Genomic DNA, 23,152 nt, shown 5'->3' with positions numbered 1-23,152 from the left:
AGAATGGACAGTAGAACTAATCAAGTAAGAAAGATATTAAAAGAAAATGGATATAAATACACTGATCAAAGAGCAAAAGTTTATGAAATCTTTCTAAATAATAGAGATTCCCATTTGACAACTGAAGACATATATAAATTAATTTCTGAAATTGATCCATCTATGGGTATTGCTACAGTGTATAGAACTGTTCAATTATTTACTAAACTAGGTATATTAGATCAAATAATATTTGACGACAATATAGTTAGATATGAACTAAGAATACATGAACAAGGTCATAGACATCATCATTTGATTTGCATCGAATGCGGTAAAGTATCAGAAGTTGATGTTGATGAATTGGAACAGATAGAAGCAAAAATCGAAAAAAATGAAAAGTTTAAAATTATTGATCACACTCTAAAATTTATGGGTTATTGCGAAGACTGCTACCAAAAAATTGAGGAGAAAGGGATAGATGAGAAACACAAATAAGTTAAAAATAATACCACTTGGGGGAATGCACGAAATTGGAAAAAATATGACTCTTATTGAATATCGTGAAGATATTATAATAGTCGATTGTGGAATGACATTTCCGGAAGATGAAATGTTAGGTATTGATGTTGTAATACCTGATATAACTTATTTAATTGAAAATAAACATAAAATAAGGGGCTTGGTATTAACACATGGTCATGAGGATCATATAGGAGCCATACCTTATATCATGAAAAAGTTGGATATTGACATTTATGGTACAGGTCTTACCATTGGTCTATTAGAAAACAAATTAAAAGAGCACCGCTTGAGTAAGAACAGATTAAAAGTTGTCAAGGCAGGCGATATTGTAAAACTTGGAAAAATGGAAGTAGAGTGGATTAGAGTAAACCATTCTATACCTGATGCTTGTTCATTAGCTATAAAAACACCTCTAGGGTATGTATATCATTCTGGAGATTTTAAAGTTGATTTTACACCTATTAGTGGCGAGCCAATAGATTTGACTAGAATAGCTGAAATTGGTACTAAAGGTGTAATAGCAATGATTGGCGAAAGTACAAATGTTTTAAGAGAAGGCTATACAATGAGCGAATCTAAAGTTGGAGAAACATTTAATAGGCTTTTTCAAGAGTTAACAGATCAAAGAATTATAATCGCTACTTTTGCATCTAATGTTCATAGAGTTCAACAGATTATTAATTCTGCCGAAAAATATGGTAGAAAGGTAATTCTATCTGGTAGATCAATGATTAATGTTACTGAAACTGCTAGAAAACTCGGCCAATTTAGAGTAAAAAAAGACACTTTTGTAGATATTCGCAATATGGATAAATATGATGATAGTGAGATTGTATTAATCACCACGGGGTCACAAGGTGAACCTATGTCAGCATTAACAAGGATTGCTTATGGTGAACACAGAAAAATTCAACTAACGCCTAATGATGCTGTCATTCTTTCGGCAACTCCTATACCAGGAAATGAAATGGCTGTTAATAAAGTGATAAATAGACTATTAGAAAGAGGCGCTAAAGTGATTTATGAGACTTTATCTGAAATTCATGTATCAGGACATGCATGCCAAGAAGAATTAAAATTGCTTTTAAGTCTTGTGAAACCAAAGTATTTTGTGCCAGCTCATGGTGAAATAAGACATTTAATGAAACATGCAAAGATAGCCAACAAAATGGGTGTTAAAAAAGAAAATATTTTTATTATGGAAAATGGCAATGTACTTGAAATATCTCAAAGAGATGCAAAATTAATTGGTGATGTTACTTCTGGTAATATTTTAGTAGATGGACTAGGGGTAGGTGACGTTGGTAATATTGTATTAAGAGATAGACGTCATCTTTCAGAAGATGGTCTTATAATTGTTGTTGTAAGTATATCACGTGATGGAAGAGTAGTTTCAGGACCTGATATTATTTCAAGAGGATTTGTTTATGTAAGAGAATCTGGTGATTTAATTGACGATGCTAAAAAAGTTGTCAAAAATATTTTAGACAATAGTTCCAAAGAAAAATTATCAGATTGGACAAGTTTGAAATCTGATATTAGGGATGATTTAAGATCTTTCATATTAAAAAATACAAAAAGAAATCCAATGATTTTACCAATAATTATGGAAGTTTAAATGTAGGGAACTAGAAATGGTTCCCTTTTTTAGAGGGTATTATGACAAATATAAATTATGATTTTATTGAAGAATATATAAGAGACAATATAATATATAAAGATGAAAAACTCCTAGAAATGAGAAATTATGCTGAAAAATTCCATGTTCCAATTGTTGAACCAGAAACTGAAGAGTTTATAAAATTTTTAATATCTTCAACAAAGCCGAAAAATATACTAGAATTAGGAACAGCTATAGGCTATTCATCTATTTCGTTTGCTAAGTTTTCAAAAAACATTGAACTTATTGATACAGTTGAAATAAAAGAAGAGATGGCTCAGATTGCAACTAAAAATATTGAACAAGAAAACCTAAATGATATTATCCATGTTTATATTGATGATGCTTATGAATATTTATTAAATTGTAGTAAAAAATATGATTTGATTTTTATTGATGCGGCAAAAGGACAATATGAGAAATATTTCAATAAGGCTATTAATAATTTAAGTGATTGTGGTATTATTATCTGTGATAATGTACTATTCAAAGGAATGGTTGCAAATGAGGATTTAGTAAAAAGAAGGAAGAAAACTATAGTAAAAAGATTAAGGACTTTTTTAAAGGATATAAAAAGGGAAGAAAATTTAGTAACTTCAATTGTGCCAATTGGTGATGGCGTGTTATTAGTAAGGAGAAAAGATGAAAAAGATTGAATTATTAGCTCCAGCTGGAGATTTAAATAAGTTAAAAACAGCGGTAGAATATGGTGCAGATGCTGTATATCTGGGAGGAGAGAGCTTTGGACTTAGAAAAGCTTCTAAAAACTTTTCTTTAGATGAAATTAAATGGGCGGCTGATTATCTTAATGAACGTGGAAAAACTTTACATGTTACTTTGAATATTATTCCTCATGATAAAGATATGACTGGGGTCGAAAATTATATAAGAAGTTTATATGAAATTGGTGTTGATGCATTAATTGTTGCTGATCCTGGCATGTTTATGAAAGTTAAATCTGTAGCAAAAGATTTTCCAATTCATATTTCAACTCAAGGTTCTGTGACTAATGCTGAAACTGTAAAGTTTTGGAGTGATCAGGGAGCTACAAGGGTAGTTATGGCAAGAGAACTCAGCCTTACTGAAATTAAACATATCATTTCTGAAGTTTCTGGTAAAATTGAAATTGAAACTTTTGCACATGGTGCTATGTGTATGTCTTATTCAGGCAGATGTCTATTATCTAATTATATGACTGGTAGAGATGCAAACATGGGAGACTGTGCGCAACCATGCAGATATAAATATCATTTAGTTGAAGAAAAAAGGCCTGGTGAATACTTTCCAATAGAAGAACATGAAGAAGGAACTTTCATAATGAATTCTAAGGATTTATGCATGATTGAACATATTGATGAAATGATTGAAGCTGGAATATCTAGTTTGAAGATTGAGGGAAGGGTAAAAAGCGAATACTATCTTGCTACAGTAATAAGATCATATAGAATGGCAATAGATTCATATTATGAAGATCCATCTAATTATAAGTATGACCCATATTTATTACAAGAAATAAAAAAAGTTAGTCACAGAGATTTTACAACTGGATTTTTCTATGGTAATGCAGGCAAGGATTCACAAGTTTATGAAACAAACTCCTATATTAGAGGTTATGATTTTGTAGGTATAGTTAAAGATTATGATCCAGAAACTATGATTGCGACAATAGAACAGAGAAATAGAGTCTTCGTTGGAGATGAAGTGGAAATTTTTGGACCTGGAATTAAACATTTTAATCAAAAAATTGATTCAATGGTAGATAAAAATGATAAGCCTATTGAAGTTGCAAATCATGCACAACAAATATTTAGAATTAAGGTTTTCTCTCCTGTTAAGAAAGGATATATGTTGAGGATGAAAAATAATGAAGAGTAAAACATGTATAATTGGAATATGTGGCGGTAGTGGCAGTGGTAAAACGACAGTAACAAGTACATTGGTTAATCTTGTGGGCGAAGAGAATGTTTCAATAATTGAACAAGATTCATATTATAAAGATCAGTCTCATTTAGGTTTTGAAGATAGGGTTAAAACAAATTATGACCATCCTTTCGCTTTTGATAACAAATTGTTAATTCAGCAAATTAAAGATTTAAAAGAAGGAAAGGCAATTGAAAAACCTATATATGATTTTTCTGAACATAACAGGAAGAAAAAAACACTAAAAGTAGAGTCTAAAGAAGTTGTGATTTTGGAAGGGATACTGATTTTTAACGAACAAGAAATTAGAGATTTGATGGATATCAAAGTATTTGTAGATACAGATTCTGATGTTAGAATTATTAGAAGAATACTTCGCGATATAAAAGACAGAGGAAGATCTTTGGATTCTGTAATAATGCAGTACATGACTACTGTAAGACCTGCCCATTTACAGTTTGTAGAACCTTCAAAGAGGTATGCAGATATTATTATACCTGAAGGTGGAAAAAATAAAGTGGCGATAGATTTACTTTATCAAAAAATTAAATCTGAATTAGAAGATAATATTTAATTTTAAATATTTTATGAAATAACTTGACAATATTGAGAGTTTCAATTATAATGATATGCGTGTTTAAAGAAGAAGTCCGCTTCTCACCTTGCAACATGTGTTAGTAAGGTTATTTTAGAATTACGATGATTTTGCGGACATCTTTAGGGATGTCTGCTTTTTTATTTTACGGAGGTGCTTAGAAATTAAAGAACTGCAAATTAATGAAGAGATTCGCGAAAAAGAAGTAAGATTGATTGATGATGAAGGTAACCAAGTGGGTGTTACTAATACCAATCAAGCTATTGACATGGCTGCATCTAAAAAACTAGACCTAGTCAAAGTTGCTCCAAATGCAAAGCCACCAGTATGTCGTATTATGGATTATGGAAAGTATAGATATGACATGGAGAAAAAAGAAAAAGAAGCTAGAAAAAAACAAAAAACTATCAATGTTAAGGAATTAAGATTTACACCTAATATTGAAGATCATGATTTACAAACTAAAGCTAATAAAGCTATTGATTTCTTAAAGAATGGTGACAGAATTAAAGTGTCAGTTAGATTTAGAGGAAGAGAAATGGGCCATACTGATCTTGGTAAGGAAGTTCTTGACAAATTTGTAGATTTAGTTTCTGAGTATGGAGTTGTGGACAAAAAACCAAAAATGGAAGGCAGAAACTTGGTTATGTTCCTTTCAGAAAAAAAAGATAAAGATAAAGAGGATAATTGAGGAGGATTTTATGGGAAAAATGAAAACTCATAGAGGTTCCGCTAAGAGATTCAAAAGAACTGCAAGTGGAAAACTAAGAAGATTTTATGCTTATAAGGGTCATTTGACTGGTAAGAAAACATCAAAAAGATTAAGAAAATTAAGAAAAGGCGCAATTGTGTCTAAAGCTGATCAAAAGAGAATTGATCACATGATTCCTTAAGGGAGGGATATAGATGGCAAGAATAAAAAGAGGCGTTAACGCAAAAAAGAAACATAGAAGTATACTTAAACAAGCTAAAGGATACTTTGGTGCAAAATCTAAATTATTTAGACCAGCTAACCAAGCTGTAATGAAATCTTTAAGCTATGCTTATATTGGAAGAAAACAAAGAAAAAGAGATTTTAGAAAACTTTGGATTACTAGAATCAATGCTGCTGCTAGAATGAATGGAATGAGTTATTCAAAATTCATCAATGGATTGAAAAAGGCTAATATTGACATTAATAGAAAGATGCTTTCTGAGATGGCTATTAATGATCCTAAGGGTTTTGCAAAGCTAGTTGAAGTGGCTAAAGAACAATAATGGGCTCCCTATAGGGGGCTTTATTTATTTTTAAAGAGAATGATATGGAAATTATTGAATTATTTCTTAAAAAAATTAAAAAAAATCCACCTTTAGTAGTTGCAATGTCATTTTTCATTGTAATTTTGATAGGAGCTTTTTTGCTAAATTTACCCATTGCTTCGAATAATGGACAAAGTATTGGTTTTCTAAATGCTTTATTCACAGCAACATCAGCCACGTGTGTTACAGGCTTAATTGTTGTAAACACAGCAGCTCATTGGACGGTTTTTGGCAAATTTGTAATTATAGCACTTATACAAATTGGTGGTTTAGGAACAATGGTGTTTATTTCATTAATCTCTATTGTTTTTAATAAAAAAATTGGTTTAACTCAAAGAATAATGTTAAAAGAACAGATTAGTTTTGATTCTATTACAGGAATAGTAAAACTTGCCAAATATATTATACAATTTTCTGTTGGCTGTGAACTTGTAGGAGCTATTATTTTAGCATTTAAATTTATACCTGACTTTGGAATAAAGAAAGGGATTTTATTTTCTGGTTTTCACTCAATATCTGCTTTCTGTAACGCAGGATTTGATTTAATTGGTAATTCGATTATGAATTATACTAATAATATTTTGATAAATCTAACTATTGCTTTTTTAATAATAATTGGTGGCTTAGGTTTTACAGTTTGCTTAGATGTTTTTGAAAAGAAAAATTTCAACAATTTATTTTTGCATTCAAAAGTAGCTATAACTATTTCTGCTGTTTTGATATTTTTGGGAATGTTTGGTTTCTTAGTTTTAGAATACAATAAAGATGCATATGAAGGTTTAAATTTTGGTGGAAAGGCTCTGGCATCTTTTTTTATGTCAGTTTCTTCAAGAACTGCAGGTTTTAATTCTGTGGATTTATCTAAAATTTCAGATAGTTCTGTAGTATTAACTGTTCTTTTGATGTTTATTGGTGCAAGTCCTGCTTCTACTGGCGGTGGGATAAAAACTACTACATTCGGAGTGCTACTATTTTCGACTATTTCAATAATGAGAGGTAATGAGCACACAGAAATATTTCATAAAACAATTTCAATCGAAACTTTATTAAAAGCATTATGTATATTTTTTATAGCTTCAGGGCTTATTTTGCTTTCATCAATGGGTTTAACTATAATTGAAGATGGTCAATTTGCTTATTTGGATATTCTCTATGAAACAGTCTCTGCATTTGGTACAGTTGGTGTAAGTAGAGGTATAACTTCTAGCTTGCAGAGTTTATCAAAATTAATTATAATAGGTCTTATGTATATTGGTAGAGTAGGTCCAGCTACACTTGCCATTGCTCTAATCAATAGAAAAACTAAAAAACATATCAAATATGCTCATGGAAAAATAATCGTGGGGTGAATTATGAGAACTTTTATTGTATTTGGCTGTGGAAGATTTGGTTCAACCGTGGCAAAAAGACTTTATGAATTAGATAATGAAGTAGTTGCTTGTGATATTAATCCAGAAAAGATAGATAATATTTCTCCTTTTGTCACAGATGCAATAGTTTGTGACGTAGAAGATGAACGTGCACTTAATGAACTTGGTCTTTCAAATTATGATGTTGCTGTAGTTGGTATAGCAGAGAATTTACAAGCTGCAATTATGGCTGTTCTTGCTGCGAAAGAAGCTGGTATCAGGAAAATAATAGCGAAGGCACCATCTTCTAGAGCAGCAAAAATTTTATTAAAGGTTGGAGCTGACAGAATTGTATTCCCAGAAATGGATATTGGCCATAGATTAGCTAATAATTTGTCTAATAAGAATCTTATAGATTCATATGAATTTTCTAATGGATATAAAATATTTGATATTGAAGCTCCAGATAATATTGTTGGTAAAAGTATTTCTGATTTAGATTATAAACAAGAGTATGGATTTTTGGTACTAATGATTAATAGAGATCACGATACATTTGTAAATCCTTCGGCTGATTTTGTAATAGAAGAAGGCGACATTGTTACAATGCTTGGAACTGATGAAGTCATAAATGAATTTACTAAATTAGATTAATTAAATACCAGCTGGGTAGAAATATTCTGAGGTGATACTATGATTAGTATGGAAAAAATTGATTATGTTATTAATTTGACTGGTGCGAGCTATGATATTGTACGAAAGGCTCTTTTAGATGTTGATGGTGATGTAGATTTAGCTATAAAGATTATCGAAGAAGATTTAAACTCTAGCGATACTGAAACTATAGAAGCTGAAGTTATTGAAGAAGAAGGTCAACAAAACTCTCATAGAAAACAAAGTAAAGAATATTTTGATGAATTTTCAAATGCTATGGATGAGATAATAGAAGCAATTAAAGAGATTTGGCGAAAGGGTAATGCAAGAAGACTGTTAGTTGAGAAAGATAATGAAACTGTTCTTTCACTTTCTCTTGCAACTTCAGCTATTGGTCTGGCTTTAGCTCTACCGGCTTCATTATTAGGATTATCTGCAGCATATATTTATGATTATTCTTTTAAGATTATAATGGAAAATGGTGAAGTTATAGATATTAAGGAATATCTAAAAGATAAAAATAAATTCTTTAAGAAATAAATAAAAGCCCGTGTGGGCTTTTTTTAATAGGTGATAGTTTGATAATTACGAGTAAAAATAATGAAACATTTAAATATTTTAAAAAATTAAAAAATAAAAAATATAGACAAGAAGAAAAGTTATTTATGGTTGAAAAACCTGTTGTAATAACTGAAGCAGAAGATTTTATTCCAGAATATATTGTTATCTCAGAAAGTGAGTATATTGAAAATAAATTTGAAGATATACTAAAAAAATACGATAGTAAAAAAATTTATATATTTGCTGATAACTTATTTTTATCTATCAGTGATGCAATAACACCTCCAGGGATTATAGCATATTATAAACACTTAGATAAGAAGTTTAATAAAAAAAATGGTAAATATTTATACCTTGATGATATTCAAGAACCAGGTAATTTGGGAGGAATTATTAGAAGTGCTGATGCTTTAGGTTTGGATGGTATAATACTATCACCAAACTGTTGTGATTTATATAATCCCAAAACTGTTAGGTCCTCAATGTCTTCAATATTTAGATTACCGATTTATATAATGCCTAAGGAAGAATTAATAAATCTTGACTTCAATTTAATCGCTACCTCTATTATAGAGTCGAAAAATATTAGAGACTATGAATTTAAGGATAAAGATATAGTGATAATAGGAAATGAAGCTAAAGGTGTAAGTGATTTTTTAATGAAGAAATCAGAATTCTCAATAAATATACCAATTAGCGATAGAGTTAATTCATTAAATGCAAATGTTGCAGCTTCAATAATAATTTATGAGATGACAAAATGAAATATGTCTTAGTAAGTGAAGATTTACCCAAAGAATCTTTCAATATTTTGAGTAAATATGGAAAAGTAGTAAAAACTAGGGAGAATGATAATTTATTAGAAGGACTAAAATCTCATCCTGACATGTTATTACATCCTTTACCTAATGGAGATATTATTTGTGACAGGGATAATATTAGTTATTATAAGAGTATTTTTGGAGATAGAAATGTTTTGGGTACTTATAAATCTTTAGCTAAAAATTATCCCCAGGATGTTATGTTAAATTGTGTTACTTATGATAAATATTTTATTCATAATATTAAATATACAGATAAATTAGTTTTGGATTATTATAAACAAAATCGCTATGAACTAATTAATGTCAAGCAAGGTTATACTAAATGTTCTATATTAGTAGCTAATGATTTTTTAGTAACGAGTGATGACGGTATTTATAATAACTTAAAGGATATAGTACCGATTTATAAAATAGCTCCTAAGCAAATCAAACTTAAAAATTTTGATTATGGTTTTATAGGTGGAGCTAGTGGAAGTATAGGTAAAGAACTGTTCATAACAGGGGATTTATTACAACATACTTCTAACAAATATCTAAATGAGATAGCCGAAGAGCATGGTTATAATATTAGATTATTATGTGATAGTCTTATTGAAGATTTAGGCTCAATTTTATTTTTCTGATATAGAATATTAATTTTAAAAAAGCTTGTTTTTTATAATTTAAATCCATAATATTGAATCTTGAATAAAAAATCAATTATTATTATTTGATAATATAAGGATAATGTGATAACATGGATTTAAATATTGTAAACAAAGATTTGAGGTAGAGTTTATGATTAATTATAATATTAAAAGGTATAAGAACGGCGACACCTTTCTGCTCATATTTAATGAGCGTCATTATATTAATTTTTAAATTGTAGTGATTTAATAGAAAGGGGTTATATAGTGAAAAAGTTTTTTTAATGTTTTTATTGTTTTAGTGATTACGTTTACTTCAATTAATGTTTTTGCAAAAGCAGATGATATAGAATTACCACGTACTATAAATAGGAACGGTAAAATTTATGAAATTTATGAACCATCTAGGAGAACCAATGTTGCAGAAAAAAGTGAGTTTTCTAATGCTACTCTTTATTCAAACTATAGGGTTTTAGCAAGTGATGTCGCTTTATATGTTGATAATAGTCATGGTCATGGAGGAGATCAATTCGCGTCTGGTTATGTCAGAGCAACAGCTCCTCACTTTACAGCACGTGCAGAAGTATGGAAAAATGGTAGGAGGGAAGCTGGTGGTTATGATACACCTAATAGAGGAGATACTGCCTATGCTACTTCTCATTTGTGTGTTTATATTGACAATAATAGATATCCAAGAATTTTTTACAACTGGTAACTTATTATGAGTCACTTTAAAAATTTTTTGTTTTTAATTCTTGTTTTTTTGGTTGGCTGTTCCAAAATCAATTTTAAGCCAACCTTAGAAGATAATTATCTGAATCAGAAAGAGGTACCTCTTTCTGATTCACAACTCAAAGAAAAAGGAATATTGAGGTTTAAAGATGAAAATGAATACATGGAATACGTTAATAGTATAAAAGACTTTCAACCTCATTATAAAACTGTATTTCTATTTGAAGAATTAAAAGGTTCAACTCATAATGATTGGCAAGACCAAGTTATAAAAATGTATAATTATATTAGCAACAATTCTAAATATTATATTTTTAAACAACAGCCTTTAAATTTTGTAGGAGATTATAATAATGATGATAAATTTTTAGAAGATTTATCGAAAAATTTGAATAGTGCTGATAAAAACATTAAAAATAAAATAATTACCCCTAATCAAGGAGAACCTTATAAATTAACTGTGTTAAAAGGTGCTGTCATGGACAATTCAGTATCTGAAATGTTTGATTATGATATAGAAATTGGAAGAAATTTTGAGAAAAATGATTTTGAACTTAATTCTATTGAAGATACTATAAAAATAATAATGGGGAGTAATTATAAAGATATATATAAAATAGGAGATGTAATTAATTTTGGAGATCCTGATGCAATTTTTAAATATGAGGTCATTGGTTTTTATAAACCTGGAGTGGGTTTAATATCTGATCATGCGGCAGCTATAACGACAGTTTTTGATAATTATATAATAGTTCCTCAATACATACCTAGATATGAACCTAAAGGGGAAGGTTATAAATTTTTTTATGATTTTCAAATAGGAACATTACTCTCTGGTGAATTGAAAGTTGAAGAAAGTATAGAAGATAATGAAAAAACTTTTGAAGAATATAAAACTAAATTTAAAAAAATAGCAAAAAAATATGATTTGGAAGATTTAGTCGACGTTTATATTTTACCAACTGATTTGAGGAAAATAAAATAAGTTTTATGAATTGACTGGATTTGAGGTAGATTTAAAAATTAATATTTATCAATTACCTTGCATCTTTAAAATAAATATGTTATTATAATTATAATTTTATTAAATAACGATGAAGAGAAGAGTAGATTTAATGAAATTTTTAGAGAGAAAATGATTGCTGAAAATTTTTAATTTCGTTATTTTGAAGACTAACTCTGAGTTCTGTAGTAAACTACAGCGTTAGACGCGTTAAGTCAATAGAGTTTAATTAAGGTGGAACCACGGCCTATCGTCCTTTTGGATGGTAGGCTTTTTTTATTGTAATTTATTTTAAGGAGGAAAAAATGATTATTAGATTACCCGATGGCTCAGAAAGAGAATATGAAAAAGGTGTAAAAGTATCAAAAGTTACATCTGATATTTCAATGGGACTCTTAAGAGCTTCTGTTGGAGCTGTTGTTAATGGTGAAATTGTGGGCAATGAAGATACAATAAATGAAGATAGTGACTTTAAAGTAGTTAAATTTGAAGACAAAGAAGGTAAAAAAATATTTTGGCATTCTGCTTCACATTTAATGGCTTACGCTATTCAGGAACTATTCCCAGAAACAGAATTTGCTATAGGACCCGCTATAGAAACAGGTTTTTACTATGATTTAGATTCTTCACATAAATTTGTAGAAGAAGATTTTAAGAAAATAGAAGACAAAATGAAAGAACTTGCAAAAAAGAATTTTGAAATTGAAAGAATAGAAGTTACTAGAGAAGAAGCATTAAAAATATTTGAAGAAAAGAATCAATCATATAAAATTGAACTTATTAATGAACTGCCAGAAGATGAAATAATTACTATTTATAAAATGGGTGATTTTGTTGATCTATGTAAAGGACCTCATTTGACTTCTACAAAATCTATTAAATCTGTAAAACTACTTTCAATAGCTGGAGCATATTGGAAAGGAAACTCTGATAACAAAATGCTTCAAAGAATTTATGGTATTGCTTTTGAGAAACAAAAACAATTAGATGAATTTATTGAAAGAAGACAGGAAGCAGAAAAAAGAGATCATAGAAAAATAGGTAAAGAATTAGACTTATTTACTGTCCATGAGGAAGGTCCTGGTTTTCCTTTTTTCCATCCAAAGGGTATGATACTAAGAAATAATCTCCTAAACTGGTGGAGAAAAGTTTTAGAAGATAATGGTTATGGAGAAATTCAAACACCAATTATTTTAAATGAGGAGTTGTGGCATAGATCAGGACACTGGGATCATTACAAAGAGAACATGTATTTTACAAAAATAGATGGAGAAGATTATGCAGTAAAACCTATGAACTGTCCTGGTTCTGTTTTGGTTTATGGTTCAGAACCACACTCATATAGAGATTTGCCTCTTAGACTTGCAGAATATGGACTTGTTCACAGACATGAGCTTTCAGGTGCTTTACACGGCTTATTTAGAGTAAGAGCATTCACTCAAGATGACGCACATGTGTATTGTTTGTTTGACCAAGTTAAAGATGAAGTATTTAAAATGATTGAACTTGCGGATTATTTATATTCAACTTTTGGTTTTAAATATTCTATTGAGTTATCAACTAGACCGGATGATTATATGGGAGATTTAGAGTCGTGGAATTTAGCAGAATCCTCCCTTAAAGAAGCACTTGAAGAAAAAGGACTACCATATGTTATAAATGAAGGAGACGGAGCTTTTTATGGTCCGAAAATTGATTTCCATTTAGAAGATGCTATTGGAAGAACATGGCAATGTGGTACTATTCAGTTGGATTTCCAATTACCAGAAAATTTTGATTTAACTTATATAAATGAAAATGGTGAAAAAGAAAGACCTGTTATGCTTCATAGAGCATTACTGGGATCTGTCGAAAGATTTATGGGAATTCTAATTGAACATTTTGCTGGAAAATTCCCGTTATGGCTAGCACCAGTTCAAATTGCAATAATTCCTGTTTCTGATAAATTTAATGATTTTTCAGACGAATTGAGAAGTAAACTATCTAAAGAAGGTTTTAGAGTAGAGCTTGATTCAAGGGCTGAAAAAGTTGGCAAGAAAATTCGTGATGCTCAACTTAAAAAGATTAATTATATGTTAGTAATTGGAGAGCAAGAAGTTGACTCTGGTAAACTTTCTATTAGAAAAAGATCCGGAGAAGAGATAAAAGATATCGCTATTAATGATTTCATAAATGATTTACAAAAAGAAATTATTGATAAAGAAATTACTGAATAATAAAATAATTATTTAATATTATTTGTAAATGTATTATTCATAAATATGTAGTTAATAATGAAATTTGCTTACGATTTTTATAACTACATATATCAATAATATGATTTGTAACAGGATTTTATAAAAATTGATTAGTGTTAAAATAATTAGTTTTTAAATGTTTTTTTAGATATTAGTTTAATAAATAAATGCAGATGTGTTATAATAATTCATCTGCTTTTATTTTTTCTATTTTATAAAAAAAGATTGTATTTATGATTTTTTTATGATATTATAATTAACTGTAACCGCACAGATTAGGTTTAAAAGTTTACCACCTATGATGGCGAGTCTTGTTATGAGGAGGTGCTACAATGTACGCAATTATTGAAACTGGTGGAAAGCAATATGTTGCTGAAGCTGGCTCAAAGATTAAAATTGAAAAATTAGACTTAAACGAAGGTGAAACAGTTACTTTCGATAAGGTACTTTTTGTTTCAGGTGATACTCCAAAGGTTGGAGCTCCATATGTAGAAGGTGCTAAAGTAAATGGCAAGGTTTTAGCTCAAGGCAAAAATAAAAAAATTGTTGTTTACAAATATAAATCTAAGAAAAATGAAAGAAAGAAAAAAGGACACCGTCAACCATATACTTTAGTTGAAATTTCTGAAGTAGCAATATGACAAATATTTCTATTTTTAGAAAAGATAACTTTTATAGAGGTTTTATTTTTGAAGGACATGCGTCTGAAGGCGAATTAGAAAATTATGTATGTTCAAGCATTTCTACTTTAAGCCAAACATTATATTTTACTTTAATAGAAAAATTAAATGTTAATAAGAATAAAATTAGAGATGTTCAAAAAGACGGATATCTAGAAATTGATATTCTAGATGCAAATGTATTATATAGAGAAGATGTTCAAACTTGTTTTGAATTTATGATAATGGGAATTGAGCTTATTAAGTCACAATACCCACAGTATTTAACACTAAAGATTGTGGAGGTGTAGAATGATAAAATTTGATTTATTGCTTTTTTCTTCCAAAAAAGGAGTAGGTTCTTCTAAGAACGGTCGTGATTCTAATGCTAAAAGACTTGGCGTTAAAAGAGGCGATGGACAATTTGTTCTAGCTGGAAATATTTTAGTTAGACAAAGAGGAACTAAAATCCACCCAGGTGAAAATGTAATGCGCGGATCTGATGATACACTATTTGCTACTGTTGATGGAATCGTAAGATTTACAACAAAAGGCAAAGGCGGTAAAAAATTCGCTAATGTAATTGAAGAAAAAGCTGAATTAGCATAAGATATTAAAAGCAAGGGTAACCTTGCTTTTTATTTTTCAGTAAATTTCACAGAGATTTTACTTAACTCACAATACTATCAAGTTTTTAATACAAATATATGATATAATTTTAGAAAATATGTGAGGTAAATATGTTTATAGATATTGCAAATATAAAATTAAAAGCAGGCAATGGCGGAGATGGAGCTGTTGCTTGGAGAAGAGAAAAGTTTGAACCAGCTGGTGGACCAGCTGGAGGAGACGGTGGTCGTGGTGGCGACATAATTATGAAAAGTGATAGCGGACTTCATACCTTAATGGATTTTCGTTATAAAAGAGAATATAAAGCACAGAATGGCGAAAATGGTATGAGCAAATTGAAATTTGGTAAAAATGGAAAAGACACTATTTTAAAAGTACCAGTCGGCACTCTAATAAGAGATGAAAAGACTGGAGGCGTGATTTTTGATTTAAAAGAAAATGATATGGAAGTTGTAGTTTGTAAAGGTGGCCGTGGCGGAATGGGAAATGCTAGATTCAAAACTTCCACACGTCAAGCTCCTACTTTTGCTCAAGCTGGTAGTCGAGGAGAAGAAAGAGACATTATTTTAGAACTTAAATTAATTGCAGATGTGGGGCTAGTAGGATTTCCTAATGTTGGTAAATCGACTCTCCTTTCTATTGTGACTAGTGCTAAACCAAAGATTGCGAATTATCATTTTACTACTCTATCTCCTAATTTAGGTGTTGTAAAAGTGGGAGATAATCATTCGTTTGTAATTGCAGATATTCCCGGACTTATTGAAGGAGCTTCTGAAGGTATTGGATTGGGAGATGAGTTTTTAAAACATGTTGAAAGAACAAAAATATTAATTCATGTTATAGACATCTCAGGTTCTGAAGGCAGGGATCCTGTAGAAGATTTCTACAAAATTAATGAGGAATTAATAAATTATAACAAAAGGTTGTCTCATAAGAAACAGATTATTTTTGCAAATAAAATTGATATTCCCGGATCGGAAGATAATTTAAAAAGACTATGTGAAGAGTTAGGCGATAGATATCAAATAATCGAGGGTTCTTGTGCTACTACTAAAAATGTTGATAAATTATTAAATATAACTTATGATAATTTATCACAATATGAAGAAAATGATTATGAGACATATGATGAAGAATATGTTGAAGTAGTTGAAGAAAAAGAAGAAGGAATTAGAGTTTATAAAGAATACAATAGATACTTTGTAGATGGACCTTATATAGATAAGTTACTTCGTTCCACTAATTTTGATGATGTTGACTCTTTGAGATATTTCCAAGAAAATTTACGAAAAAATAATGTAGTTTCAAAATTACAAGACTTGGGAATTAATGAGGGAGAGACTGTATTTATTGGTGGATATGAGTTTGAATTTTTTGAATAGGAGTTAGTATGTTAACAGGAAAACAAAGATCTTTTTTAAAAGGATTGGCTAATACTCGTAATCCTTTATTGCAAGTAGGTAAAGAAGGTATAAACGATGGATTATTAGAACAATTAAATAAATTGTTGGAAGATCATGAATTGGTAAAAATTAAAGTATTACAAAATAGTCCAGTGGAAGTAGATGAGATTGTTGATAAAATTATTGAATCGACTGATTCTGAATTTGTGCAGATGATTGGCAGTAAATTGACTATATATAGAGAGTCAAGAGAAAATAAAAAAATTGAATTATAATGAAAAGATATGGAATTTTTGGTGGAACTTTTAATCCTATACATTCGGGACATTTAATGATTGCTGAATTTTTGAGAGAAGAAAGTAATCTAGATAAAATCTTATTTATACCCACAGGTAGTCCTCCCCATAAAGATTTAAATGTTTCTGCCATTGACAGATTTAATATGGTAAAAAAAGCTACTGAAAATAATGATAAATTTGAGATATCAGATATTGAAACTAAAAGAATAAATTTATCATATACGGTAGATACTATTAAAGAATTAAAAAATATTTTAAAAGATATTAAATTATATTTTTTGATAGGATTAGATACTCTTTTTGAGCTAAAAACATGGAAAAAAATTGATGAGTTATCAAAAGAAATTGAATTTATAGTAGCTTTGAGACCAAATTATATTAATATTGATGAAATTAATAAGGAAATACTTTTTCTTAAAAATAATTATGAAACAGAGATAAAGATAGTTCAAACTCCTCAATTAGAAATTTCTTCTACAAGTTTGAGAAAAAGAATCGTAGAGGGAAAATCTGTGAAATATCTTATTCCTGATGAAGTAATTGAATATATTGAGGAGAATAATTTATATAAATATGATGATTGACGATATTTTGATATATAGTGATGAAATAAAACAAAGAATTGGTGAAAAAAGATTTCTTCACACATTAAGAGTAAAAGATACTTGTGTTAATTTGGCAAAGTATTATTCGGTTGATATAAATAAGGCAGCTGTAGCTGGTTTTCTTCATGATTGTGCAAAGATTAGAGATATTAATCTTTTAAAACAAGAAGCAAAAAAATTTGGATTAAAAATGAATCTTGAATTTGAAAGAGCTCCGCAGATTATACATTCTTATCTTGGGGCAATCTTTGCTGAAAAATTCTATAATATAAAAGATGAAGATATTTTAAATGCTATTAAGTTTCATACTACAGGTAGAGAAAATATGTCAGATTTAGAAAAAATAACTTTTTTGGCAGATAGTATTGAACCTATGCGTAATTTTGATGGAGTAGTAGAGCTAAGGAAACTTTCAAAAAAAGATTTAAATCAAGGGATGTATTTCTCTTTAAATAATACACTGAAAATGTTAATTGAAAAAAATTCATATATTGTGATAGAAACAGTATTAGCTAGAAATTTCTATAGGGAGATGGTTGATTGAGATCTTTTATTAAAGCTTTTTTTACTACTATCCTTGTAATCGTAATTTTAGGATTGGGATTAGTGGCTGCTTATTTTTACTTTTTTGATGATAAAGATATAGAAAAATTAAATACTAATGGAGAAGGTTTACAGTTTTTACTTTTAGGAGTAGATTCATTAGAAGCTAAAAATGCCAATAATGCTAGGTCTGATACCATTATGATTGTAAATGTAAATCCAAAAGACTCTTCAGTTAATTTAATATCTATTCCTAGGGATACTTATGCTACAATAAGAGGATATAAAAATCAAAAAATAAATCATTCTTTTAAATATGGTGGTACAGAACTTACTTTAGATTCAGTCAATAATTTATTAGGAACTAATATTAAACATTATATAACTATAGATTATAGATTTGTAGAGTCTGTAGTCAACAATTTAGGCGGAATTACTGTTGATGTTCCAATGGATATGAAATATGATGATCCAACTGCTAATCCGCCTTTGCATATTGATATAGAAGAAGGTACTCAGACTCTAGATGGTAATCAGGCAGTAGGATTTTTGAGATTTAGAAAAGGTTATGTTAATGCAGATTTAGGTAGAGTAGAAGCTCAACAACAATTTATGGGTGCTTTATTTTCAAAAGCTAAAGAGCCTACAACTCTGCTAAAAGCACCACTTTTGATGGGTTCATATGTTAATTATTCCGAAAATAATATGTCTGTTAAAGAGCTGATAAAATTAGCTGTAAGCATGAAAGACATGTCCACTGACGATATTAAAAAGTACACTTTACCAGGGTATCCGAAATATAAAGGTGGAGTATCATATTATATTATGAATGAGCATGATACAGATGTTATGTTAGTGAATGCTGGTTTTAAATAGGAGGCAAATGAATGTTAAATAAAAAATTAGAAATTATAGTTGACTCATGCGAATCAAAAAAGGGAATTGATATTAAAGTTCTTGATATTAAAGGAATGACTTCAATAGCGGATTATTTTGTAATTGTAAGTGGTAATTCTTCTACACAGGTTTCTGCACTTGCAGATGAAATTACAGATAAAATGGCTAAAGAAGGATATGATATAGAAAATAGTGAAGGTAAGAATTCTAGTAGATGGATTTTGCTAGATTTTGGTGATATAATAGTACATGTATTCCACAAAGATGAAAGGGATTATTATAACCTAGAAAGATTGTGGAAAAAAGATGATTACGAAATCAAGGAGGATATTAATGATTAATTTATTACACACTGACAAAGCTCCTGCAGCTGTAGGACCATATTCACAAGCTATTGAAGTTAATGGACTTATTTTCACTTCAGGCCAAATACCACTTGTACCAGAAACAGGCGAACTTGTAACTGAAAGTATTGAAAAGGCTACTGAAAGATCTTTAGAAAATGTTAAAGCTATTTTAGAAAATGCTGGTTCAAGCTTAGAAAAGGCTGTTAAAGTAAATATTTTCTTAGCTGATATAAATGATTTTGGAAAAGTTAATGAAATTTATGGAAAATATTTTTCTGATCATAAACCAGCTAGATCTTGTGTAGAAGTTGCAAATCTTCCAAAGGGTGCACTTATAGAAATCGAAGCTATAGCTGAAAAATAATTTAATTGAGTCCTACGGGGCTCTTTTTTTATTGGTGTTATTCTTAGGAATTTTTAGATTTATAAAAAATATAGAATTTTCAAGTGAGCTTTTGTATATTTAATCAAAATATTTTGCTTTGTTTTTGTAAAAATTGAAATCTGTTATAATATAAACAGGAGGTTTTCATGGATAAAAGATTTTTAATAATAGATGGAAGTTCACTTTTTTTTAGGGCATTTTATGCATTGCCTCTATTAAAAACAAAGCGTGGTTTATATACAAATGCAATTTATGGATTTGTAATGATGCTTGAGAATTCAATTGATAAAATCAAGCCTACTCACATTGTGGTTTGTTTTGATATGAAGGGAAAAACATTTAGAACAGAGTTATATAAGGATTATAAAGGTACTAGGCAAAAAACTCCCAACGAACTTGAACAACAATTTCCGCTTGTGCGAGATATTTTAAAATATATGAATATTAAAATACTTGAATCTCCAGTTTATGAAGCTGATGATATTGCAGGAACCTTATCAGAGCTTGCTACACAAGAAGGGATCGAATCTTACTTACTAACTGGAGATAAAGATTATTTTCAATTAGTTAATAAAAGCTCCAAAGTTCTTTTAACAAGAAAAGGCATTACTGAAATGGATATAATCACAGAAGAAAGTGTTTTGGAAGACTATGGTATCGAGCCTATTCAATTCATTGATTTAAAGGCACTTATGGGCGATAGTTCAGATAATATACCTGGGGTATATGGCATTGGTGAAAAAACAGGATTAAAATTCATTAGAGAGTACGGAACACTTGAAAATTTATATGATAATTTGGATAAAGTTACAGCTAAAAAAACTAAAGAAAAATTAGAAGATGGTAAAACTTCTGCATTTATGAGTAAAAAGCTTGGAACTATTGTCAAAAATGTACCGATAGAAGAAAATCTAGATGATTTTAAAATACAAGAATATGATTATGAAGCATTATCTAAGATGTATCGTGATTTTGAATTTAATACTATACTAGAAAGGCTTCCAGAACAGTACAGAAAAGCTGAGACTGAAAAAATAGATAAAGAAAAATTAGAATTTAATTATTCTTCTGAAGTTGAGACGATAATAAAACTTATTAATGAAAAAAAATCTTTTGCTTTTAAGTTTATTACGGATGGTAAAATTTACGAAGGAACAGAACCCATTTTTATTGGGATAAAACCCAAAGATGAAAAAGTCTTTTTCTTAAAATATTCATCTGATATTATGGCAAAACTTAAGGAGTATTTTGAAGATAAGAATATCGAAAAAATAGGCTATAATTTAAAAGAAGATATAATTATTTTGCTTGACAATTATATTGAACTAAAAAATTATATACATGATTGTTCCATAGCCGAATATATTCTCGATTCAACACAATCTAATTATGATATAAATAAATTGTCGCACCAATATTTTAATAGAGATTATAAAGATGAAGAAGAGCTTTTGGGTAAAGGAGCTAAGAAAAAAACATATTCAGATTTAGAAGAAGATGATTTATTTAACTACTTTACTTTCACGCTAAATGCTAGTTATAAATTAATGGAAATTCAAATACAAAAAATAAAAGAGCAAGAAATGTTTTCTTTGTATAATGACGTGGAATTACCATTAATTGAAGTTTTAGCTTCCATGGAATTAGTTGGGATTAATACCGATAAATCTGTATTAGATGAAATAGATAATCAAATAAAAGATAAAATAGTTAAATTAGAATCACAAATATATAAAGAAGCGGGAGAGGAATTTAACATAAATTCTCCAAAACAACTAGGTGTTATATTATTTGAAAAGTTGGATTATCCAGTGATAAAAAAGACAAAGACAGGATATTCAACTTCCGCTGATGTACTAGAAAAATTAAAGGGTGATGATGATATAATATCCAACATCCTCGAATATAGAAAATTAGCAAAATTAAAAAGCACTTATATTGATGGGCTTAAAGCAGTTATCAATCCAATGACTAATAGAATTCACTCAAGATTTAATCAAACTGTTACAGCTACAGGAAGAATATCTTCAACTGATCCTAATTTGCAAAATATTCCTATAAGAACTGAAGAAGGTAGATTAATTAGAAAAGCATTTTTGGCTTCACCTAATTGTCAACTGGTAGATGCAGATTATTCACAAATTGAGCTTAGAGTTTTGGCAGCACTTGCAGATGATAAAGAAATGCTTAATGCATTCAAAGAAGGGTTGGATATCCATAGAAAAACTGCATCGGAAGTATTTCATGTTAATTATGATGATGTAAGTACGAATCAAAGATCAGATGCAAAGGCTGTTAACTTTGGTATAATTTATGGGATAAGTGATTATGGGCTTTCACAAAATCTTAATATACCACGAAAAGCTGCTAAAGAATATATAGATAATTATCTACAACATTTTGTAGGTATAAAAAATTATATGGATAGTGGAATAGAATTAGGTAAGAAAGAAGGATATGTAAAAACTATTTTAAATAGAAGAAGATATATTCCAGAGTTAAAAGCTAAGAATTTTAATATAAGATCTTTTGGAGAAAGAATTGCTTTAAATACGCCAATTCAAGGATCTGCAGCTGACATTATAAAAATTGCTATGGTTAAAGTATATCAAGAGCTAAAAAAGCGAAATCTTAAATCTAAATTAATAATACAAATCCATGATGAGCTTGTAGTAGATACATCTTTAGATGAAATAGATGAAGTCAAAAATATCATGAAAGAACTCATGGAGAATGCAGTTGATTTAAATGTTGATATACTTGTAGATATGAATGTAGGAAATAATCTTTATGAATCAAAATAAAAAAATAATAGGACTTACTGGTTCAATAGCAACTGGAAAGTCCCTAGTATCAAAACATCTAATTGATTTAGGATATAATATAATAGATGCTGATAAGATTGCCAAAGATATTGTTAATGAAAAAGAGATTATACGAAAAATAAAATCAAATTTTGGAGATGATATATATTTTAACAACGAACTTAATAGAAGAAAACTTGCAGAAATAATTTTCAAAGACCAAAATAAAAGAAAGATTTTAAACTCTATCATGTTTCCTGCAATATATCATGTAATAAAAGAAAAGATTGAGAACTTATCTGGGATGATATTCATAGATATACCTCTTTTATTTGAAAACAAAGAAATTAACAAAAAGTACGATTTGATATTTGATGAAATTTGGTTAGTTTACACTGATGTTGAAACACAAATTAATAGATTAATGTCAAGAGACAATATATCTCGTAAATATGCTATGAATAAAATATCTTCACAAATATCTGTAGAAGATAAAAAGGAAATGTCCGATATTGTAATTGATAATAGTGGAAAAATTGAAGAAACCCTAAAACAAGTTGACTCTATTCTAGGTAAGTAGATGCCTATGGCTTTGTTAATTGTATTTTTTTTTATA

The 23,152-nt window shown here is 29.1% G+C and carries 28 protein-coding genes and 3 other annotated features; all 28 genes read left to right on the top strand.

The window, feature by feature from the left end; all coding sequences use genetic code 11:
• Nucleotides 1-3 precede the first annotated feature (3 nt).
• The 28 genes from ABID14_RS01475 (at nucleotide 4) to coaE (ending at nucleotide 23,116) form a co-directional block, all read left to right on the top strand.
• Nucleotides 4-477: a Fur family transcriptional regulator gene (locus ABID14_RS01475; protein WP_354366673.1), complete on the top strand. Its 474-nt coding sequence runs from the start codon at nucleotides 4-6 to the stop codon at nucleotides 475-477.
• Nucleotides 461-2,122, top strand: a complete 1,662-nt coding sequence (locus ABID14_RS01470; protein ID WP_354366672.1) for a ribonuclease J — start codon at nucleotides 461-463, stop codon at nucleotides 2,120-2,122. The genes ABID14_RS01475 and ABID14_RS01470 overlap by 17 nt, the downstream gene beginning before the upstream one ends.
• 41 nt (nucleotides 2,123-2,163) lie before the next feature.
• Nucleotides 2,164-2,820 (top strand): O-methyltransferase, encoded by a 657-nt coding sequence (locus ABID14_RS01465; RefSeq protein WP_354366671.1) that lies wholly within the window; start codon nucleotides 2,164-2,166, stop codon nucleotides 2,818-2,820.
• A complete protein-coding gene (locus ABID14_RS01460; protein ID WP_354366670.1) occupies nucleotides 2,807-4,039 on the top strand; it encodes a peptidase U32 family protein in 1,233 nt (410 codons plus the stop codon). Before ABID14_RS01465 ends, ABID14_RS01460 begins: the two co-directional genes overlap by 14 nt.
• Complete coding sequence (udk, locus tag ABID14_RS01455; RefSeq protein ID WP_354366669.1) at nucleotides 4,029-4,658, top strand: uridine kinase; 630 nt, start codon at nucleotides 4,029-4,031, stop codon at nucleotides 4,656-4,658. The genes ABID14_RS01460 and udk overlap by 11 nt, the downstream gene beginning before the upstream one ends.
• Before the next feature lie 60 nt (nucleotides 4,659-4,718).
• Nucleotides 4,719-4,829: a sequence feature (ribosomal protein L20 leader region), on the top strand.
• Nucleotides 4,798-5,370 (top strand): translation initiation factor IF-3, encoded by a 573-nt coding sequence (infC, locus tag ABID14_RS01450; RefSeq protein ID WP_354366783.1) that lies wholly within the window; start codon nucleotides 4,798-4,800, stop codon nucleotides 5,368-5,370. (Overlaps the previous feature by 32 nt.)
• A 10-nt stretch (nucleotides 5,371-5,380) precedes the next feature.
• On the top strand, nucleotides 5,381-5,572 hold the full coding sequence (gene rpmI / locus ABID14_RS01445) for a 50S ribosomal protein L35 (RefSeq protein WP_354366668.1): 192 nt from the start codon (nucleotides 5,381-5,383) through the stop codon (nucleotides 5,570-5,572).
• Between the two features lie 13 nt (nucleotides 5,573-5,585).
• Nucleotides 5,586-5,936, top strand: a complete 351-nt coding sequence (gene rplT, locus ABID14_RS01440; protein ID WP_354366667.1) for a 50S ribosomal protein L20 — start codon at nucleotides 5,586-5,588, stop codon at nucleotides 5,934-5,936.
• Between the two features lie 44 nt (nucleotides 5,937-5,980).
• A complete protein-coding gene (locus ABID14_RS01435) occupies nucleotides 5,981-7,327 on the top strand; it encodes a TrkH family potassium uptake protein (protein ID WP_354366666.1) in 1,347 nt (448 codons plus the stop codon).
• 3 nt (nucleotides 7,328-7,330) lie between these two features.
• Entirely contained in the window at nucleotides 7,331-7,981 is a 651-nt protein-coding gene (locus ABID14_RS01430) for a potassium channel family protein (RefSeq protein WP_354366665.1), read from the top strand.
• A gap of 39 nt (nucleotides 7,982-8,020) precedes the next feature.
• Entirely contained in the window at nucleotides 8,021-8,521 is a 501-nt protein-coding gene (locus tag ABID14_RS01425; protein ID WP_354366664.1) for a DUF4342 domain-containing protein, read from the top strand.
• A gap of 38 nt (nucleotides 8,522-8,559) precedes the next feature.
• Nucleotides 8,560-9,306 carry a TrmH family RNA methyltransferase gene (locus ABID14_RS01420; RefSeq protein WP_354366663.1) on the top strand — a complete coding sequence of 249 codons (747 nt, stop codon included), beginning with the start codon at nucleotides 8,560-8,562 and terminating at the stop codon, nucleotides 9,304-9,306.
• Nucleotides 9,303-9,989: a DUF6873 family GME fold protein gene (locus tag ABID14_RS01415; protein ID WP_354366662.1), complete on the top strand. Its 687-nt coding sequence runs from the start codon at nucleotides 9,303-9,305 to the stop codon at nucleotides 9,987-9,989. The genes ABID14_RS01420 and ABID14_RS01415 overlap by 4 nt, the downstream gene beginning before the upstream one ends.
• A 304-nt stretch (nucleotides 9,990-10,293) precedes the next feature.
• Nucleotides 10,294-10,707: a hypothetical protein gene (locus tag ABID14_RS01410; RefSeq protein WP_354366661.1), complete on the top strand. Its 414-nt coding sequence runs from the start codon at nucleotides 10,294-10,296 to the stop codon at nucleotides 10,705-10,707.
• Nucleotides 10,708-10,713: 6 nt separating this feature from the next.
• The gene (locus ABID14_RS01405; protein WP_354366660.1) at nucleotides 10,714-11,709 is read left to right on the top strand and encodes a hypothetical protein; all 996 of its coding nucleotides are present in this window, start codon (nucleotides 10,714-10,716) and stop codon (nucleotides 11,707-11,709) included.
• 100 nt (nucleotides 11,710-11,809) lie between these two features.
• Nucleotides 11,810-11,988: a binding site (T-box leader), on the top strand.
• A gap of 44 nt (nucleotides 11,989-12,032) precedes the next feature.
• Entirely contained in the window at nucleotides 12,033-13,943 is a 1,911-nt protein-coding gene (gene thrS / locus ABID14_RS01400) for a threonine--tRNA ligase (RefSeq protein ID WP_354366659.1), read from the top strand.
• A 275-nt stretch (nucleotides 13,944-14,218) separates the two neighbouring features.
• Nucleotides 14,219-14,286, top strand: a sequence feature (ribosomal protein L21 leader region).
• A 10-nt stretch (nucleotides 14,287-14,296) separates the two neighbouring features.
• A complete protein-coding gene (rplU, locus tag ABID14_RS01395) occupies nucleotides 14,297-14,605 on the top strand; it encodes a 50S ribosomal protein L21 (RefSeq protein ID WP_354366658.1) in 309 nt (102 codons plus the stop codon).
• Nucleotides 14,602-14,934 carry a ribosomal-processing cysteine protease Prp gene (locus ABID14_RS01390; protein ID WP_354366657.1) on the top strand — a complete coding sequence of 111 codons (333 nt, stop codon included), beginning with the start codon at nucleotides 14,602-14,604 and terminating at the stop codon, nucleotides 14,932-14,934. The genes rplU and ABID14_RS01390 overlap by 4 nt, the downstream gene beginning before the upstream one ends.
• Before the next feature lies 1 nt (nucleotide 14,935).
• Nucleotides 14,936-15,232 carry a 50S ribosomal protein L27 gene (gene rpmA / locus ABID14_RS01385; RefSeq protein WP_354366656.1) on the top strand — a complete coding sequence of 99 codons (297 nt, stop codon included), beginning with the start codon at nucleotides 14,936-14,938 and terminating at the stop codon, nucleotides 15,230-15,232.
• 131 nt (nucleotides 15,233-15,363) lie between these two features.
• Nucleotides 15,364-16,635, top strand: coding sequence for a GTPase ObgE (obgE, locus tag ABID14_RS01380; RefSeq protein WP_354366655.1), 1,272 nt, complete (start codon nucleotides 15,364-15,366; stop codon nucleotides 16,633-16,635).
• A gap of 8 nt (nucleotides 16,636-16,643) precedes the next feature.
• Nucleotides 16,644-16,931, top strand: coding sequence for a ribosome assembly RNA-binding protein YhbY (gene yhbY, locus ABID14_RS01375; RefSeq protein WP_354366654.1), 288 nt, complete (start codon nucleotides 16,644-16,646; stop codon nucleotides 16,929-16,931).
• On the top strand, nucleotides 16,931-17,539 hold the full coding sequence (gene nadD, locus ABID14_RS01370; RefSeq protein WP_354366653.1) for a nicotinate-nucleotide adenylyltransferase: 609 nt from the start codon (nucleotides 16,931-16,933) through the stop codon (nucleotides 17,537-17,539). Before yhbY ends, nadD begins: the two co-directional genes overlap by 1 nt.
• Nucleotides 17,529-18,104, top strand: a complete 576-nt coding sequence (yqeK, locus tag ABID14_RS01365) for a bis(5'-nucleosyl)-tetraphosphatase (symmetrical) YqeK (RefSeq protein WP_354366652.1) — start codon at nucleotides 17,529-17,531, stop codon at nucleotides 18,102-18,104. Before nadD ends, yqeK begins: the two co-directional genes overlap by 11 nt.
• Nucleotides 18,101-18,979 carry an LCP family protein gene (locus ABID14_RS01360; protein WP_354366651.1) on the top strand — a complete coding sequence of 293 codons (879 nt, stop codon included), beginning with the start codon at nucleotides 18,101-18,103 and terminating at the stop codon, nucleotides 18,977-18,979. Before yqeK ends, ABID14_RS01360 begins: the two co-directional genes overlap by 4 nt.
• A gap of 11 nt (nucleotides 18,980-18,990) precedes the next feature.
• Nucleotides 18,991-19,341, top strand: coding sequence for a ribosome silencing factor (rsfS, locus tag ABID14_RS01355; RefSeq protein WP_354366650.1), 351 nt, complete (start codon nucleotides 18,991-18,993; stop codon nucleotides 19,339-19,341).
• Nucleotides 19,334-19,711, top strand: a complete 378-nt coding sequence (locus ABID14_RS01350) for a RidA family protein (protein WP_435529937.1) — start codon at nucleotides 19,334-19,336, stop codon at nucleotides 19,709-19,711. Before rsfS ends, ABID14_RS01350 begins: the two co-directional genes overlap by 8 nt.
• 167 nt (nucleotides 19,712-19,878) lie before the next feature.
• Complete coding sequence (polA, locus tag ABID14_RS01345; RefSeq protein ID WP_354366649.1) at nucleotides 19,879-22,536, top strand: DNA polymerase I; 2,658 nt, start codon at nucleotides 19,879-19,881, stop codon at nucleotides 22,534-22,536.
• Nucleotides 22,523-23,116, top strand: a complete 594-nt coding sequence (coaE, locus tag ABID14_RS01340) for a dephospho-CoA kinase (RefSeq protein ID WP_354366648.1) — start codon at nucleotides 22,523-22,525, stop codon at nucleotides 23,114-23,116. The genes polA and coaE overlap by 14 nt, the downstream gene beginning before the upstream one ends.
• Nucleotides 23,117-23,152 lie beyond the last annotated feature (36 nt).

The organism is Peptoniphilus olsenii (genome assembly GCF_040545475.1).
Taxonomy (GTDB): domain Bacteria; phylum Bacillota; class Clostridia; order Tissierellales; family Peptoniphilaceae; genus Peptoniphilus_A; species Peptoniphilus_A olsenii.
This window is presented reverse-complemented; position numbering and strand designations above follow the sequence as displayed.

Bases quoted from the DNA above. Each gene is read 5' to 3' on its own strand.
- ABID14_RS01475 (WP_354366673.1), top strand. From the start codon at position 4: ATGGACAGTAGAACTAATCAAGTAAGAAAGATATTAAAAGAAAATGGA.
- ABID14_RS01470 (WP_354366672.1), top strand. From the start codon at position 461: ATGAGAAACACAAATAAGTTAAAAATAATACCACTTGGGGGAATGCAC.
- ABID14_RS01465 (WP_354366671.1), top strand. From the start codon at position 2,164: ATGACAAATATAAATTATGATTTTATTGAAGAATATATAAGAGACAAT.
- ABID14_RS01460 (WP_354366670.1), top strand. From the start codon at position 2,807: ATGAAAAAGATTGAATTATTAGCTCCAGCTGGAGATTTAAATAAGTTA.
- udk (WP_354366669.1), top strand. From the start codon at position 4,029: ATGAAGAGTAAAACATGTATAATTGGAATATGTGGCGGTAGTGGCAGT.
- rpmI (WP_354366668.1), top strand. From the start codon at position 5,381: ATGGGAAAAATGAAAACTCATAGAGGTTCCGCTAAGAGATTCAAAAGA.
- rplT (WP_354366667.1), top strand. From the start codon at position 5,586: ATGGCAAGAATAAAAAGAGGCGTTAACGCAAAAAAGAAACATAGAAGT.
- ABID14_RS01435 (WP_354366666.1), top strand. From the start codon at position 5,981: ATGGAAATTATTGAATTATTTCTTAAAAAAATTAAAAAAAATCCACCT.
- ABID14_RS01430 (WP_354366665.1), top strand. From the start codon at position 7,331: ATGAGAACTTTTATTGTATTTGGCTGTGGAAGATTTGGTTCAACCGTG.
- ABID14_RS01425 (WP_354366664.1), top strand. From the start codon at position 8,021: ATGATTAGTATGGAAAAAATTGATTATGTTATTAATTTGACTGGTGCG.
- ABID14_RS01415 (WP_354366662.1), top strand. From the start codon at position 9,303: ATGAAATATGTCTTAGTAAGTGAAGATTTACCCAAAGAATCTTTCAAT.
- ABID14_RS01405 (WP_354366660.1), top strand. From the start codon at position 10,714: ATGAGTCACTTTAAAAATTTTTTGTTTTTAATTCTTGTTTTTTTGGTT.
- thrS (WP_354366659.1), top strand. From the start codon at position 12,033: ATGATTATTAGATTACCCGATGGCTCAGAAAGAGAATATGAAAAAGGT.
- rplU (WP_354366658.1), top strand. From the start codon at position 14,297: ATGTACGCAATTATTGAAACTGGTGGAAAGCAATATGTTGCTGAAGCT.
- ABID14_RS01390 (WP_354366657.1), top strand. From the start codon at position 14,602: ATGACAAATATTTCTATTTTTAGAAAAGATAACTTTTATAGAGGTTTT.
- rpmA (WP_354366656.1), top strand. From the start codon at position 14,936: ATGATAAAATTTGATTTATTGCTTTTTTCTTCCAAAAAAGGAGTAGGT.
- obgE (WP_354366655.1), top strand. From the start codon at position 15,364: ATGTTTATAGATATTGCAAATATAAAATTAAAAGCAGGCAATGGCGGA.
- yhbY (WP_354366654.1), top strand. From the start codon at position 16,644: ATGTTAACAGGAAAACAAAGATCTTTTTTAAAAGGATTGGCTAATACT.
- nadD (WP_354366653.1), top strand. From the start codon at position 16,931: ATGAAAAGATATGGAATTTTTGGTGGAACTTTTAATCCTATACATTCG.
- yqeK (WP_354366652.1), top strand. From the start codon at position 17,529: ATGATGATTGACGATATTTTGATATATAGTGATGAAATAAAACAAAGA.
- rsfS (WP_354366650.1), top strand. From the start codon at position 18,991: ATGTTAAATAAAAAATTAGAAATTATAGTTGACTCATGCGAATCAAAA.
- ABID14_RS01350 (WP_435529937.1), top strand. From the start codon at position 19,334: ATGATTAATTTATTACACACTGACAAAGCTCCTGCAGCTGTAGGACCA.
- polA (WP_354366649.1), top strand. From the start codon at position 19,879: ATGGATAAAAGATTTTTAATAATAGATGGAAGTTCACTTTTTTTTAGG.
- coaE (WP_354366648.1), top strand. From the start codon at position 22,523: ATGAATCAAAATAAAAAAATAATAGGACTTACTGGTTCAATAGCAACT.